The organism is Ruegeria sp. CH11 (assembly GCF_056537105.1).
Window position 1 is genome coordinate 98,876 of sequence record NZ_JBQFQX010000001.1, and the last position, 14,152, is coordinate 113,027.

The following is a 14,152-nucleotide window of genomic DNA, read 5'->3' on the forward strand; positions in this document are numbered from 1 at the left end:
CAGAGGGAGCGCGTTGGTCCGCAGCGCGTAGCAAGAACAATGGCGAGATTATAATAATATGGCTTCGGACAGACAAAACCTTCAGGACGCGTTCCTGAACAATGTACGGAAAGCAAAGGTCCCGGTCACGATTTTCCTGATCAACGGCGTAAAATTGCAGGGTGTTATCACCTGGTTTGATAACTTCTGCGTCTTGTTGCGCCGCGACGGACAGTCGCAGCTTGTCTACAAGCACGCGATTTCGACCATCATGCCGTCGCAGCCGATCAGCCTGTATGAGGGCGAAGACGCCTCTTGATGGAACATGAACGGACGCGCACCCGAGCCTGGGTGCTGCATCCCGAAATCAAATCAGACGAACAGCGCCGTGTCCCCGAACCGGCGCTGGCCGAGGCGGTGGCGTTGGCCGCTGCTTTGCCCGATCTTGACGTGATCGGCTCCGAAGTCGTGCGCCTGCCACGCGCACAGGCCGGGTTGCTGTTCGGCAGTGGCAAGATCGAAGAACTGGGCGCGCGGTTTCACGATCACGAGGTTGAACTGGTTTTGATCGACGGGCCGGTTACGCCGGTTCAACAGCGCAATCTGGAAAAGGCGTGGAAGGTTAAGATCCTCGACCGGACCGGGTTGATTTTGGAAATTTTCAGCGACCGCGCCCGCACCCGCGAAGGTGTGTTGCAGGTTGAAATGGCAGCGCTCAGCTATCAGCGTACGCGGTTGGTGCGCGCCTGGACACACCTTGAACGCCAGCGCGGCGGATTGGGTTTTGTCGGCGGTCCCGGTGAAACCCAGATCGAAGCTGACCGTCGTGCGATCGATGAACAGCTTGTACGCCTGCGTCGGCAGTTGCAGAAGGTCGTCAAAACGCGGACCCTGCACCGGGCCGCGCGGGCCAAGGTGCCGTATCCGATTGTCGCCTTGGTCGGCTATACCAATGCTGGCAAATCCACGTTGTTCAACAACCTGACCGGGGCCGAGGTGATGGCCAAGGACATGCTGTTCGCCACGCTCGACCCGACCATGCGGCGGGTGGAACTACCAGACGGGCCCGAGGTTATTCTGTCCGATACGGTTGGATTCATCTCGAACCTGCCAACCGAGCTGGTTGCCGCCTTCCGCGCCACGCTCGAAGAGGTTCTGGGGGCGGACCTAATCGTGCATGTGCGCGACATTAGTCACGAAGAGACCGAAGCGCAGGCGCAGGATGTCGAGACGATTCTGACCTCATTGGGAGTAGACGAGGATCGCCCCCGGCTAGAGGTTTGGAACAAGATCGACCTGCTGGGCGCGGATGACCGCGAGGCGGTGCTTGCCCGGGCAGACCGTGACCTTTCGATCTTCGCCATATCTGCCGTGACTGGTGAAGGCGTGGACCCACTGCTCGCAGAATTCGCCACGCAATTGCAGGGGGCGCGGCACGAGACTCAATTGCACCTAAGCTTTGCCGAAGGCGACAAGCGGGCGTGGCTGTTCCGTCAGGATGTCGTGCGGTCGGAAGAGCAGGACGAAGAAGGTTTCCAGATCACAGTGCTGTGGACCGATAAGCAGGCAGCTCAGTTCGACGGGCTTTGAAGACTATAGGCCGTCTATCTGGCGCTGGTAGTCTTCAGCGTCGAACCAGCCAAGCGATGATCGAACCTTGTGCTCGGCATCCAGTTCCCACTCTTCCCAGCCGCGGGTGACGACTCGGTTTCCGGTTTCGGCGTGGTGTCCTTCCAACGTCCAGACAAAAATGGCGTGAGCGCCAGCCCAACGCATCATATCGCAGCGAACCTCCAGATCAGGAAACTCGCTGTAGAACCCCTGTGCCATCTCGGATATGGCAGGTCGGCCCTTTATGGGTTCGCCTCGATTTATGGTGATTTGCCCATCGGTGGCAAAGAACGAAGCCACGGCGTCGGGATCACCCGAACTCCAAGCGATGGCATAGTCGCGAGCGAGATTGTTCAGCACGTCACGAACGCTGGCCATTTGAGTACCCCCTTGGTCGTCTTGCCGTAACTTATGCCAAGCAACGCGGACTCGTCCACGCGAGGTGTAAAAAGGGGCGAGGAATTGCCGATCCGCTTACCGGGGTGTCAGTACCGTCACACCGACTGCCGCAGCCCGGGCCAAGCCGATATCCAGAGACATTGGAATATATTCTCCCCGACGCCACAGTTGAGCCTGATCATCATAATAGCGCGACAGAAAATGACCGGATTGCCCGGTGGCAGTGATAAAGACGGAACTGTCCGGGTCGGCAAAGTCATACACGCCACGATAGCCCGCGCCGTGAACGTTCTGGAACGGGTCGGGTCCTTCGCCCGATGTGCGCCCGCGCAGCAGCGTATTATCGCCGCCGCTGGTCGATTGGCGGATGTTCACGAAGTACCGAAGCACGGGAACCTTTCCCAGAACGGGGTGATCATGCGTGGCCTGATGCGCATCGCCCCAGCGCAGGGATTCCAGCGCGCCGCCATACCGTTCGGAAATCCAGATCAGCGCATCATCCAGCGCCAACCGCGCCATGTCGGTGCATGTCTCGACAGGCGCGCTTTGCTGGACGTCGCACCAGACCGAAGCGCCGTCGATGTCGCGGTAGACCCGCTCGATGAACAGCGGCTCGACATGTTTGAACTCTTTCGCCAGCGGCCCCAGCTCATCCGAGATCAAACGGATCTGCAACGCGCGCAGCCAGGCGGCATAGATCAGCGGCTCGGGCAGGTGTTCGTTCATCTCACCATTCCAGTTCGCCAAAAGGCTCAGCGCGATCCGGCGTTGCCGTTCGGGAGTGCCTTCGGATGCGGATTCGCCGGTGAACCAAAGGTCCGCTCCAACCAGTGGCAGAAGCGAACGCGCGGTAAAGCTGACCGTGTCCAGTTGCGCCTCGATAAAGCTGTCGCGGGTATGGACTTCGCGGGATTGCATCAGGCGTTCCCAGCGCTGTACACGTTGAGTGTCGCCCCATTCATAGGACACATGAAGGGGAAAGGGGCGGTCGATGATCTTGTTGTTCGTGTTGCCCAGAACGCCGCCAATCGGGGCAACAAATTCTGGGTTGTCGGCGTAGGGCAGGCGGCCCTGCCACCGGTTTCGCGCCAGCCAGCCCGGCGTCGGGATACGCCCGCGGCTTTGGTTGTTCAGATCGCGGTCCGGCATTGCACCGATCAGCTTCAGGCCGATTGTGTCTTTGTCGACCAGCGACAGGTTCTGCGAGGGCGCGATGAAATCCTCGGCGATCGTAATGGCCTCGCGCACGGTATCGGCCTGCATCAAGGCCATCGACGCCGTCATCGACGTATCGCGCGGGCTGAGCGCGGTCCAGGACAGAGACGCAACATGGCCGGGCGGAGTTATCGTCTCAAGGTCGTAATGCGTACCGGGCAGCACCGGCCCGTTGTCTGTCCATAGCAGCGTCAGCGTGATCGGAGGGGCGTCCTTGATTTCGATGATCGATGGACGTTCCCGGAACGGCTTGTACCCATCGGGCGTCAGGTATTCTTCGGGGTTTTCGGGATTCAGCTGTTCGATGTGAACGTCCTGATCGTCAAGGTATGACGAGGTCAGCCCCCAGCCCAGCCGGTCACTGCGACCGGTCATGACCGCCGGGACCCCTGGAATGGTAGCGCCGATCACGCCACCCTTGGCCAGTTCCAACCGGGCCAGATACCAGATCCCGGGCGCTGTGAAGCCCAGATGGGGATCGTTGGCCAACAACGTACCACCGCTGGCCGAGCGCGATGGCGCGGCTGTCCAGGCGTTTGAGGCCCCCGCCAGCCCGCGTTCCGGAAATGGCGAAAGTGGGGTGTCCGGCATGTCGCGGCCCGAGGCATAGCGGGGCAGACCGGGAAACAGTGCTGCGTATTCGGGCAGGGCAGCGATACCTGGGCCGGGCACGTCGGGCAGAATGTCCATCAGGCGCGACTGATCGTTCAGGATCAGAGAAGTTCGCGCACGCAGCACCTCGTCCTTCAGGTGTCCGGACAATTGCAGGCTCATCAATTTGATCACGGCAAGGCTGTCGCCCGGTTGCCACGGAGAAACGGGCGCGTTGAACAGGAACATCTCGGGCGCGCCGCGTCCCAGTGCCATTTCATTGATTTCATCCAGACGCGCGTTCACGCCGGCGGAATAGGCGCGCAGTGCCGCCTTGGTGTAATCGTCCTGAACCTCGACCGAGCGATGCGCCAGACCGTACAAATCAAGACGCCGTAACAGCTTGTCGACCGGCACAGTGCGTTGGCCAAAAACTTCGGACAATCGGCCCTGCGCGGTGCGGCGCAGCACGGTCATCTGCCACAGTCGGTCCTGTGCGTGCGCATAGCCCAGTCCAAAGAACACATCCGGGTCATTTTGCGCCAGAACATGCGGGACATTTGCGGTGTCGCGGACGATCTCGACAGGGGCGGTAAGTCCCTTGACTTCAACGGTCTGGTTGTAGTCCGGCAAGGATTGGCTGGCCAGGAAATAGACCAGACCGACCGCCGCCAGTGTCAGCAGGATCAGACCCGTCACAATTCGTACCAGCCAGCGAAAAACCAGACCCATTCCTGCCCCACAATTCCTGCGTTTATCAATTGCGCCAGAGACTAAAGGAACGCTGCCTGGACCGAAAGGCCATTGCAGTTGGAAACTGCACCCGATCCCCAAAAGCACCGAGCCCCGCCGTGATCAACAGCGGGGCTCGACACTGGGGGGAGTGGTATTCGAAATCAGGGAATGATGCGGGTGTATTTTGTGCCTTCGACCGTCGCGCCGAACAGCATACCGGCCTGACCAAATATGGCCGCGATAACAGGGCTGCGCAGGGTTGTCGTCGAGGTTGAAAGAGTGCTGCCCGTTGCATCGACCACATAACCGATGTCGGCGCCAGCGGTCCAACCGTTCGAGCGGCGGAATTCGTTTAGCGCATCCTCGGTCATGAAGAACAGGACATGCGCATATTGCTGGGCGCCGATCTGCAACCCGGCGCTGCCTTTGACGGCTGAATAATAGTCGACCGTCGCACCCTGGATGCGCAGCGCGCCCTGACCGAAGCCGCCGCCAAAGATGAACCCGGCCTCGGTAATCAGCGGCATAACCAGCATGCCGTTTGCTTTGTTGCCGATTTCGACCGTGTTTGGGTACTTGGTGTACATTTCGTTCAGCGTCGCATCGACGCGTGCGTCGATTGTTGCGGCGTTGGAATTGCCTACTCCGTTGCCGCAAGCGGCGGTCATTGTCAGACCAGCCATGCCAAGCGCAAAGCCGCGACGGTTCAGTCGGGGAGAATTGGAACTGCTCATGTTTTTACTCTGTATAACTGCCTGATATGTCGGGTGTTCCCGATCTTATGTGCAAGAATACGCCGAATGCGCCCACATGTCACGGGAAAGCTGGGCCAGCGCCCGGTGCAATCGGCGAAAAATCGCGGGAAGGCGGTGCCTTACCCGTTCAATAGCCGCCCCACCTGCGGCGCAAAATAGGTTAGAATCCCGTCGCACCCAGCACGTTTGAACGCCAGCAGGCTTTCCAACATCACCTTTTCGCCGTCGATCCAGCCATTCTGCGCCGCCGCTTGTATCATCGCGTATTCACCAGATACCTGATAGGCATAGGTGGGCGCGCCAAAGCTGTCTTTGACCCGGCGGCAAATGTCCAGATAAGGCATGCCAGGCTTGACCATCACCATATCCGCGCCTTCGGTCAGGTCACGCTCGATCAGGCGCAGGGCCTCGTTCGAGTTTGCGGGGTCCATCTGATAGGTCTTCTTGTCCCCGGTCAAAGCACCTGACGCCCCAACCGCATCACGAAACGGGCCGTAGAAAGCGCTGGCATATTTGGCGGCGTAGCTCAGGATCATGACATTGTGGTGCCCGGCGGTCTCAAGCGCGCGCCGCATCTCGCCGATGCGGCCATCCATCATGTCCGAGGGGCCAATGATGTCGGCCCCGGCACTGGCCTGCGCAAGCGTCATTTTCACCAGCGCCTCGATTGTCTGATCGTTCACGATCTCGCCATCGACCACATAGCCGTCATGGCCGTTGATGTTATAGGGATCCAGTGCCACATCGGTCATGACAGCGATGTCCGGTGCGGCTGCCTTGATCGCACGTATGGCGCGGTTGGACAGGTTGTCGGGGTTCCAAGCCTCGGCGCAGTCCTCGGTCTTGAGCGACGGATCGGTGTAGGGAAAAATGCAGATCGCAGGGATACCCAGCGCCTGCGCTTCGACAGCAACTTTTTCAATCAGATCGACCGACCGGCGCATAACGCCCGGCATCGAGGGAACGGGTTCTTCGATACCTTCACCATCGCGCACAAAGACAGGCCAGATCAGATCATCCGTGGTCAAGGTGTTTTCGCGAACCAGTCCCCGGATCGCCGGAGATTGGCGCGCGCGGCGGAACCGGGCCAGGGGATAGGGGGCAATGGTCGGTTTCATGGCGCGCTCTCCTTGAACATTTGCGCATTGGGTGGCATGAATTCGATGCAGTCTCAAGGGTAGCATTGATCGCGTCGGCACGACGAACCCCCCTGATGGCGGTGAATAAAGGGCTGACGCTTGGACATATACTCTTCGATCTTCGAACTCATTGACATGCGCAGCTTTTCGAATCTGTGGTTCTGGATAGCGCTTGCGGTGCTGTGGTCATCTGTCAGCCACTGGGTCCTGGGCGTGCCTTATGATCTGGTTGTACGCGCGCGTCGCGTAGGTGGACAGAACGAACGAGACCTGCTGGATATCGTGCGCATCAACTCCAACCGGTTGCTGTATGTCATGGATGTCTCGGGGCTGGTCATATTCGCCCTGTGCTGTTTTTTCTTCACCGGTCTGGCGACATTGGGCTTTCACTATGGCGTTGAGTTTGCCCAGGCGGTGTTTTTGCTGTTGTTTCCGCTGAGCTTCGTCACCGCAATCAACATCCTTGCTGCCAAAAGGTTGCGGCAAACCGAGCCTACGTTGGAAATCGTATCCAAAACCCTGACGCGGTGCCGGTTTTATACACAGATCATCGGGATGATCTCGATACTGGTCACCTCGCTCTGGGGGATGTATCAGAATTTTTCTATCGGCGTTCTGGGTTGGTAATATCGGAAAGGCATGGCGATGAAGGCTCCGAACCACGTGACGGTTGGCGGCGCCCCCGAGGGGTTTGACGCACAGCTTGTTCTGAATGAGGTCGCGAAGTCCGGCCGCGTCTGCCACGTCGCCCGTGATGACAAGCGGATGGAGGCGATGCGCGCGGCGCTGGCGTTCTTTGCACCTGACATGCCTGTCTTTGTCTTTCCGGGCTGGGATTGCCTTCCGTATGACCGGGTGTCGCCCAATGCCGATATCTCGGCGGCACGGGTGGCGACACTGGCGGCGCTGGTGCACCAGATGCCCGCGCAGTTTGTGCTGCTGACCACGCTGAACGCCGCGACGCAACGGGTTCCGGCCCGCGACGTGCTGCGCGAGGCCGCGTTCACCGCGCGGGTTGACCACCGCGTGGATGAAACCGCGTTGCGGAACTTTCTGGTGCGGATGGGTTTCACGCAAAGCCCGACGGTGATGGAGCCCGGCGATTACGCGATCCGTGGCGGGATCATCGATATCTTCCCGCCGGGGGATTCGGGTCCCGTGCGGCTGGACCTGTTTGGTGACGTTCTGGACGGTGCCCGCCGGTTCGACCCGGTTTCGCAACGCACGACAGAGAAGCTGGACATGGTCGAACTGGCCCCGGTGTCCGAAGTCATCCTCGATGACGCCGCCATCACCCGATTCCGCCAGAATTACCGCATCGAGTTCGGTGCGGCCGGTACAGACGATCCGCTATATGAGGCAGTCAGCGCGGGCCGCAAACATCAGGGCATCGAGCATTGGCTGCCGTTTTTTCATGAGAAACTGGAAACGCTGTTCGACTATCTGCCGGGCGCGACGATCTCGCTGGATGATCAGGTCACACCTGCTCGGTTGGCGCGGTGGGAGTCCATAGAGGATCAGTATGAAACACGGCGGCTGGCGCTGGAAAACCGCTCGCGCATGGATACGGTTTACAAACCGACCCCGCCGGGCCTGTTGTATCTGGATGATGCCGCATGGGAACAGGCTGTGAGGGATCGGCGCGTTTTGCACTTTAGCCCGCTGCCTCAGTCCAGCGGTCCCGGTGTGATTGACGCCGGTGGGCGGATCGGGCGGAACTTTGCGCCCGAACGCCAGCAGGAAAGTATCAGCTTGTTTGGCGCATTGGCCGGTCACATCACCGACAAATTGTCCAAAGGACCGGTGCTGATTGCATCCTATTCCCAAGGCGCGCGGGAACGTCTGACAGGTCTGATCGAAGATGAAGGTCTGGCCGAGGCCATTCCGGTCCCAGACGGCACCCGTGTTGGCAAACGTGGGCTGCACCTGGCGGTCTGGGCGCTGGAGCACGGGTTTGAAACCCCCGACCTCACGGTGATTGCCGAACAAGACGTGTTGGGCGACCGTCTGATCCGCCAACCCAAGAAACGCCGCAAGGCCGAGAACTTCCTGACCGAAACCCAATCGCTGTCCCCTGGTGATCTGGTGGTGCATGTCGACCACGGCATTGGCCGCTACATGGGGATGGAGGTCGTCACCGCAGCCGGGGCGGCTCATGAATGCCTGCTGTTGGAATATGCCGAACAGTCCAAGCTGTATTTGCCGGTCGAAAACATCGAACTGCTGTCGAAATACGGCCATGACGAAGGGCTGCTGGACCGTTTAGGTGGTGGCGCATGGCAGGCCAAGAAAGCCAAGCTGAAAGAGCGCATCCGCGAGATGGCGGACAAGTTGATCCGTATCGCTGCCGAACGCGCGCTGCGCAAGGCCCCGATCATGGATCCGCCTCCGCATGCGTGGGAGGAGTTCAGTGCCCGCTTCCCCTATCAGGAAACCGACGACCAATTGCGGGCTATCAACGAAGTCATGGAAGACATGCATTCCGGCGCGCCGATGGATCGTCTGATCTGCGGCGATGTGGGCTTTGGCAAGACCGAAGTCGCCATGCGCGCGGCCTTCGTCGCCGCCATGTCAGGCGTGCAGGTGGCTGTTGTCGCGCCGACCACGCTGCTGGCGCGCCAACACGCGGCGTCGTTCAGGGAACGGTTCCGGGGCTTTCCGCTGGAGGTGCGGCAATTGTCCCGATTCGTTTCGGCAAAAGAGGCGCAACAGACCCGCGACGGGCTGGCGCGCGGGACAGTTGATATCGTGATTGGGACCCATGCCTTGTTGGCCAAAGGGATACGGTTCCAGAACCTGGGCCTGCTGATCATCGATGAAGAACAGCATTTTGGTGTAGGCCATAAGGAACGTCTGAAACAGCTGCGCAGCGACATTCACGTGCTGACCCTTACGGCAACGCCGATCCCGCGCACACTGCAACTGTCGCTGACGGGTGTTCGCGATCTGTCGATCATCGGCACGCCGCCAATCGACCGGCTGGCGATCCGCACCTATGTCAGCGAGTTCGACGCTGTCACCATCCGCGAGGCGCTGCTGCGCGAGCATTATCGCGGCGGGCAGAGTTTCTATGTCGTGCCCCGCATCTCGGACCTGCCCGAGATTGAAGAATTCCTGAAGGAGCAACTGCCGGAACTGACATACGTTGTCGCGCATGGGCAAATGGCGGCGGGCGAACTCGATGACCGCATGAACGCGTTTTACGACGGAAAATACGACGTGTTGCTGGCAACGACGATTGTCGAAAGCGGACTGGATATTCCGACGGCAAACACCATGGTCGTGCATCGGGCGGATATGTTCGGCCTCGCGCAGCTCTACCAAATCCGGGGCCGGGTGGGGCGGTCGAAAACCCGCGCTTATGCCTATCTGACCACCAAGCCGCGCCAAAAACTGACAGCGACGGCCGAGAAACGTCTTCGGGTTCTGGGCTCGCTCGATACGCTGGGCGCGGGCTTTACACTGGCCTCTCAGGATCTCGACATTCGCGGCGCGGGCAATTTGCTGGGCGAGGAACAGTCCGGCCAGATGCGAGACGTGGGCTATGAGCTTTACCAATCGATGCTGGAAGAGGCGATTGCCAAGATCAAAGCCGGTGAGATGGAGGGGCTGTCGGATGCCGACGATCAATGGGCGCCGCAGATCAATCTGGGTGTGCCGGTTCTGATCCCCGAGGATTACGTGCCCGATCTGGACGTGCGCCTGGGTCTCTATCGTCGCCTGTCTTCGTTATCGACCAAGGTTGAACTGGAGGGCTTTGCCGCCGAGCTGATTGATCGGTTCGGAACGCTGCCGAAAGAGGTCAACACCCTGATGCTGGTCGTGCGTATCAAGGCGATGTGCAAACGCGCCGGGATAGCCAAGCTGGATGGCGGGCCGAAAGGTGCGACGATCCAGTTTCACAATGACAAATTCGCGTCTCCGCAAGGGTTGGTGGAATTCATTCAAAACCAGCGCGGATTGGCCAAGGTCAAAGATAACAAGATTGTCGTCCGGCGTGACTGGAAGAAAGACAGCGACAAGATCAAGGGTGCCTTTGCCATAGCCCGTGATCTGGCCGAGAAAGTGGTCGCCCAGAAGAAAAAAGCCAAAGCCTAGTCACCGGTCACGAAGGTACATAGCTGCCAGTCGCCTGCATCCGACTTCACCAGAGCCGCTCGATAGCCGGTCATCGACCACAAAAAGTCTCTGTGCATATAGCCTGGAGTTCCGTCAGTAAGTAACACCCGCTGATAGTCGAGATCGGGCAAAAACGTGGGAACGAGCACAACCTCATGGCTTATCAGCCCGACAACCGGCGCATCGCGGGACGCGCTCTGGCGAAGGGTGACATTCTCGCCGGTGACAAAAAAAGCCAAACCGGGGTCAAGTGAGGCGGGCAGGGTTATCTGCCACTGATGGGGCATCCAGAATTCGCCCTGATCATCGAAGTAACCGGGTTGCGCAAGCGTGTCTTCCAGTGCCGTCCAGATAGCGTCCGGCCCGGCCGAGGGTGGCACCGTCGCGTCCTCGGCTGGGGCGTCGGGACCAGAGGTCAAAGTGGCGCGCCACGCGTCCAGTCCGCTGTCTTGGCCAAGCTCGATGTCATCGCAACTGGCCGAAATCACTGCGTCGATCTGGCGATCCCGTACCTTGGTTAGCAGATCGGCACGAAAGGCGGCGACGGATGGATCCTGTGCTGCTTCGTCGATCGGTGGGAAACTTTGGCGATCCGCAAAAACCGGGTTTCCGAAAAAGGCGGCTACCAAAACAATGTGCAGTCTCATTCGGCGTCCTTCATCGCGGCTTGCGCGCAGAAACACGAGGCCGCGACGGCCCTGTCGGCACGTGCCAGAGCCAGGTCCAGCCTTTGTTTTATCTGTGTTATTTCAACTTCTTCGCCGCGCTTCTTTAGGCAATCATGCAAACCTTTGAGGCTCCAGACGTTATCCGGGTGTATCGACGCGCGGCCGAGCGAACCACCCAACCCGAGGTCTTCGCGATAAACGGCCTCGGCCTCGGCCACATGCCCCTGTTCGAACAACAGCGCGCCCAATGCGTGGCGTGTCGGCTGCATCCAGCCCCAGGGCTCATCATAAGGCAGCGTATCGTCCAATTCGACCGAGCGGCGCAGATGCCCGAATGCCAGTTCGAAGTTACCTTTTCGGTATTCGATCTCGCCACGCAGCATTTCTGTTGCGATTTCAAGCAGATCGATAACACGATTATTGTGCAGCAGGCGCGCCTCGGGGACACATGCTTTGGCGCTGAGGAACAGTTGCTCTTCGGCTTCGGCTTCGCCCACCTGTCCCGTAGCGGCGTATGCAAGCGCGCGCGCGTAATGGGTGGTCGCCGTTAGCGTGCGATAGAGATCGGGGTCTTCCGGCAATTCCAGTGCCTTCGCCTCTTCCCACCGCCCAAAACGGATCAGGATGTGCGGTCCCATGGACATGTAGCTTTCGAAGAAATCCGCCATAGGCGGGCTTTCAATGCGCAGCATCTCTTCGGGCGTTGTGTCCCAGATGCCTTGGTTGGCGTGCAGGGCGGGTTCGATCTGCCCCAGGAATAGCGCGCCGTAGATAGCGAAATGGTAATTGTGCTGCCGATATCCCGTGTAGATGTTGAGCGCGCCCTCGCGTTCGAAATATTTCAGATCGGCAATCGAGGCCACTTCGTTCCAATGAACAACGTTGTGATAGTGCCCGCACTGAACGTCGATATGCGTGGGCATATGCACAAGGTGTCCCGCGTCGGGAACCAATGTGCGCAGGACATCGCCGGCTTTCAGCGCCTTTTCCGGCGTCGGCGACATTTCCATCAAGTGCACGTAAAGATGCAGAAGGCCGGGATGCGTCATGGACGCAGGATCATCCGCCATCGCGTCCTCAAGCGCCTTTTGCGCCTCAAGCGTGGCGGCACCTTCCGCAGGTTGCCCGGTCTTCAGGTCCCACATTTGCCAGGGGGTCAGGTTCAGCAGCGATTCAACATAGATCGTACGCAGATCCAGGTGGTCGGGCTGCCCGGCAAAGGCCGCGCGCATGGCATCGGCAAAGGCATAGTCCCACTGATGCATATCCTCGACCGGGTCACGTTGGGGATAGCGCGCGGGCAGCGCGCGGATCAGAGTCTGCTCGACAGCCGTGCAGCGATCGCAAAGCGACAACGCAGACTGCATGGCGTCATATGCGATCTTCAGAGATTTGGCGCGGCCCCGGTCGTCCTGCAACTCCCACGGAATATTGTAGTTTGGACCTGCCGCATAAGCTACGCCCCAATGCGCCATCGCGCACTCGGGGTCATGTTCGAGGGCACGCTGAAAACAGACGACGGCTTCGTCGTGATTGTAACCGTATGTCCAGATCAAACCCCGATCAAACCAAAGCTGCGCTTCGGGCGATGATGTTGTGACGGGGCAGGAATATGTCCCCAGATCATAGTCGTAGCTCATGGTTCCCCCCTTGAATTCGGGGGCAGGATAGCGCGATTCAGCCTGTGTGGACAGGTCAGGCGAGCAGTCGGTTTTCGACCCTTCCCATATGCAGCATCAGGCCAAAGCCAAGGGTGCTCATGGTCAATATGCCCAAAGCCAATGGTGTGATCGAACCATCGAACAGAAGCCCGACCGGCGCTGCAATGGCCGCCGCGAGAACAGTTGAGATCGACCCGATGACCGAGGCCGCCATGCCCGCGATATGCCCCATCGGCTCCATCGCGATAGCGTTCAGGTTGCCCAAGGTCATGCCGGCCATGAAGAACAACGTCGTCTGCCAGAAAACGAACAGCGCAAAGGACGCGTCCGGCGAAAGGTCGGTTTGGTTCAGCAATATGATCGTCGTTGTGATCGCGATCTGTCCGCCCAGCGCCCAGGTCACGATGCGGCGCATGCCAAGCCGGACCACCACCGCAGCGTTCAGCAGGCTTGCCGAACCCGACAGCAGCGCCACGAACCCGAACCAGAACGGAAAGCTCTCGGCGCGGTCGTGGATAACGTCATACACCGGCTGCACCATCGTCAGCATGGTGAACAACAGACCCATGCACAGTGTTTGCACCGCGATGGAAATGCGCACCGTGGGATGTGTCATCATTTCCCGCACGGCAGAGATCATCAGCGGCAGGCGAAACGGACGACGATTTTCGGGGGCCAGCGACTCGGGCAGGCGCAACGTCATCCAAATGATGATGAGCACGGCAAACAGGATGAACGAGACGAAGATTCCGCGCCATCCGACCAGCGCGATCACGCCCGCGCCCAGCATCGGGGCCGCAGCCGGAACCAGCGTAAAGATCAGCATAGCAATCGAAATGATCCGCGCCATTTCGCGCCCTGCATAAAGGTCGCGAATGATGGCCATTGCGACGACGCGCGGGCCTGCCGCACCAAGACCCTGCGCAACGCGAGCGGCCAGTACCAATTCCAGCGAGGAACTGGCCCATGCCACCGCTGAGGCCAGAATATAAAGCGCAGCACCACCATAGATGACCGGTTTGCGGCCAACTGCGTCGGAAAGTGGGCCGGTGAAAAATGTCCCGATCCCCATACCCAGTACAAACGAGGTCAAGATCAACTGCGCTTTGTTGACATCATCCGGGCTGAGCTGCGCGCCGATCTCGGGCAGCGCAGGCAACATGGAATCGATCGAAAACGCGATAGTGGCAAACATCATCGCGATCAGCGCAATGAATTCGCCGCGTGACATGTGCTTGGTCATGGGGGCTCCTTCCCAACTGCGCTAACACGGCAAGCGC

11 protein-coding genes are annotated in these 14,152 nt (G+C 59.6%); 4 read left to right on the forward strand and 7 right to left on the reverse strand.

What is annotated here, in order from left to right; translation table 11 throughout:
- Window positions 1-58: 58 nt before the first annotated feature.
- Together hfq and hflX are read left to right on the forward strand one after the other, a co-directional pair.
- Window positions 59-298, forward strand: a complete 240-nt coding sequence (gene hfq, locus ACR0LX_RS00525; RefSeq protein WP_010440340.1) for an RNA chaperone Hfq — start codon at window positions 59-61, stop codon at window positions 296-298.
- Entirely contained in the window at window positions 298-1,569 is a 1,272-nt protein-coding gene (hflX, locus tag ACR0LX_RS00530; protein ID WP_480782141.1) for a GTPase HflX, read from the forward strand. The genes hfq and hflX overlap by 1 nt, the downstream gene beginning before the upstream one ends.
- A 3-nt stretch (window positions 1,570-1,572) precedes the next feature.
- On the opposite strand, the gene ACR0LX_RS00535 is transcribed toward hflX, so the two are convergent.
- From ACR0LX_RS00535 to hemB, 4 genes are all read right to left on the reverse strand, one after another.
- On the reverse strand, window positions 1,573-1,968 hold the full coding sequence (locus ACR0LX_RS00535; RefSeq protein ID WP_480782142.1) for an SgcJ/EcaC family oxidoreductase: 396 nt from the start codon (window positions 1,966-1,968) through the stop codon (window positions 1,573-1,575).
- Between the two features lie 96 nt (window positions 1,969-2,064).
- Window positions 2,065-4,527 carry a penicillin acylase family protein gene (locus ACR0LX_RS00540; protein WP_480782143.1) on the reverse strand — a complete coding sequence of 821 codons (2,463 nt, stop codon included), beginning with the start codon at window positions 4,525-4,527 and terminating at the stop codon, window positions 2,065-2,067.
- 164 nt (window positions 4,528-4,691) lie between these two features.
- Window positions 4,692-5,264 carry a lipid-binding SYLF domain-containing protein gene (locus ACR0LX_RS00545; protein ID WP_480570138.1) on the reverse strand — a complete coding sequence of 191 codons (573 nt, stop codon included), beginning with the start codon at window positions 5,262-5,264 and terminating at the stop codon, window positions 4,692-4,694.
- Between the two features lie 140 nt (window positions 5,265-5,404).
- On the reverse strand, window positions 5,405-6,403 hold the full coding sequence (gene hemB / locus ACR0LX_RS00550; protein WP_480782144.1) for a porphobilinogen synthase: 999 nt from the start codon (window positions 6,401-6,403) through the stop codon (window positions 5,405-5,407).
- A gap of 120 nt (window positions 6,404-6,523) precedes the next feature.
- On the opposite strand from hemB, the gene ACR0LX_RS00555 reads away from it, so the two are divergent.
- Window positions 6,524-7,051: a component of SufBCD complex gene (locus ACR0LX_RS00555; protein WP_480570132.1), complete on the forward strand. Its 528-nt coding sequence runs from the start codon at window positions 6,524-6,526 to the stop codon at window positions 7,049-7,051.
- Window positions 7,052-7,069: 18 nt separating this feature from the next.
- Entirely contained in the window at window positions 7,070-10,522 is a 3,453-nt protein-coding gene (gene mfd / locus ACR0LX_RS00560) for a transcription-repair coupling factor (protein WP_480782627.1), read from the forward strand.
- Here the strand turns inward: mfd and ACR0LX_RS00565 are convergent.
- Genes ACR0LX_RS00565 through ACR0LX_RS00575 form a run of 3 tightly spaced genes read right to left on the reverse strand, consistent with a single transcriptional unit; the run spans window position 10,519 to window position 14,115 of the window.
- Window positions 10,519-11,190: an SH3 domain-containing protein gene (locus ACR0LX_RS00565; protein WP_480782145.1), complete on the reverse strand. Its 672-nt coding sequence runs from the start codon at window positions 11,188-11,190 to the stop codon at window positions 10,519-10,521. The genes mfd and ACR0LX_RS00565 overlap by 4 nt on opposite strands.
- Window positions 11,187-12,851 carry a hypothetical protein gene (locus ACR0LX_RS00570; RefSeq protein WP_480782146.1) on the reverse strand — a complete coding sequence of 555 codons (1,665 nt, stop codon included), beginning with the start codon at window positions 12,849-12,851 and terminating at the stop codon, window positions 11,187-11,189. Before ACR0LX_RS00570 ends, ACR0LX_RS00565 begins: the two co-directional genes overlap by 4 nt.
- Window positions 12,852-12,906: 55 nt before the next feature.
- Window positions 12,907-14,115, reverse strand: a complete 1,209-nt coding sequence (locus tag ACR0LX_RS00575; RefSeq protein WP_480570123.1) for a multidrug effflux MFS transporter — start codon at window positions 14,113-14,115, stop codon at window positions 12,907-12,909.
- Window positions 14,116-14,152 lie beyond the last annotated feature (37 nt).

What these genes read in the sequence shown, in the direction of transcription:
- hfq (WP_010440340.1), top strand. Translation starts at nt 59, where the DNA reads ATGGCTTCGGACAGACAAAACCTTCAGGACGCGTTCCTGAACAATGTA.
- hflX (WP_480782141.1), top strand. Translation starts at nt 298, where the DNA reads ATGGAACATGAACGGACGCGCACCCGAGCCTGGGTGCTGCATCCCGAA.
- ACR0LX_RS00535 (WP_480782142.1), bottom strand. Translation starts at nt 1,968, where the DNA reads ATGGCCAGCGTTCGTGACGTGCTGAACAATCTCGCTCGCGACTATGCC.
- ACR0LX_RS00540 (WP_480782143.1), bottom strand. Translation starts at nt 4,527, where the DNA reads ATGGGTCTGGTTTTTCGCTGGCTGGTACGAATTGTGACGGGTCTGATC.
- ACR0LX_RS00545 (WP_480570138.1), bottom strand. Translation starts at nt 5,264, where the DNA reads ATGAGCAGTTCCAATTCTCCCCGACTGAACCGTCGCGGCTTTGCGCTT.
- hemB (WP_480782144.1), bottom strand. Translation starts at nt 6,403, where the DNA reads ATGAAACCGACCATTGCCCCCTATCCCCTGGCCCGGTTCCGCCGCGCG.
- mfd (WP_480782627.1), top strand. Translation starts at nt 7,070, where the DNA reads ATGAAGGCTCCGAACCACGTGACGGTTGGCGGCGCCCCCGAGGGGTTT.
- ACR0LX_RS00565 (WP_480782145.1), bottom strand. Translation starts at nt 11,190, where the DNA reads ATGAGACTGCACATTGTTTTGGTAGCCGCCTTTTTCGGAAACCCGGTT.
- ACR0LX_RS00570 (WP_480782146.1), bottom strand. Translation starts at nt 12,851, where the DNA reads ATGAGCTACGACTATGATCTGGGGACATATTCCTGCCCCGTCACAACA.
- ACR0LX_RS00575 (WP_480570123.1), bottom strand. Translation starts at nt 14,115, where the DNA reads ATGACCAAGCACATGTCACGCGGCGAATTCATTGCGCTGATCGCGATG.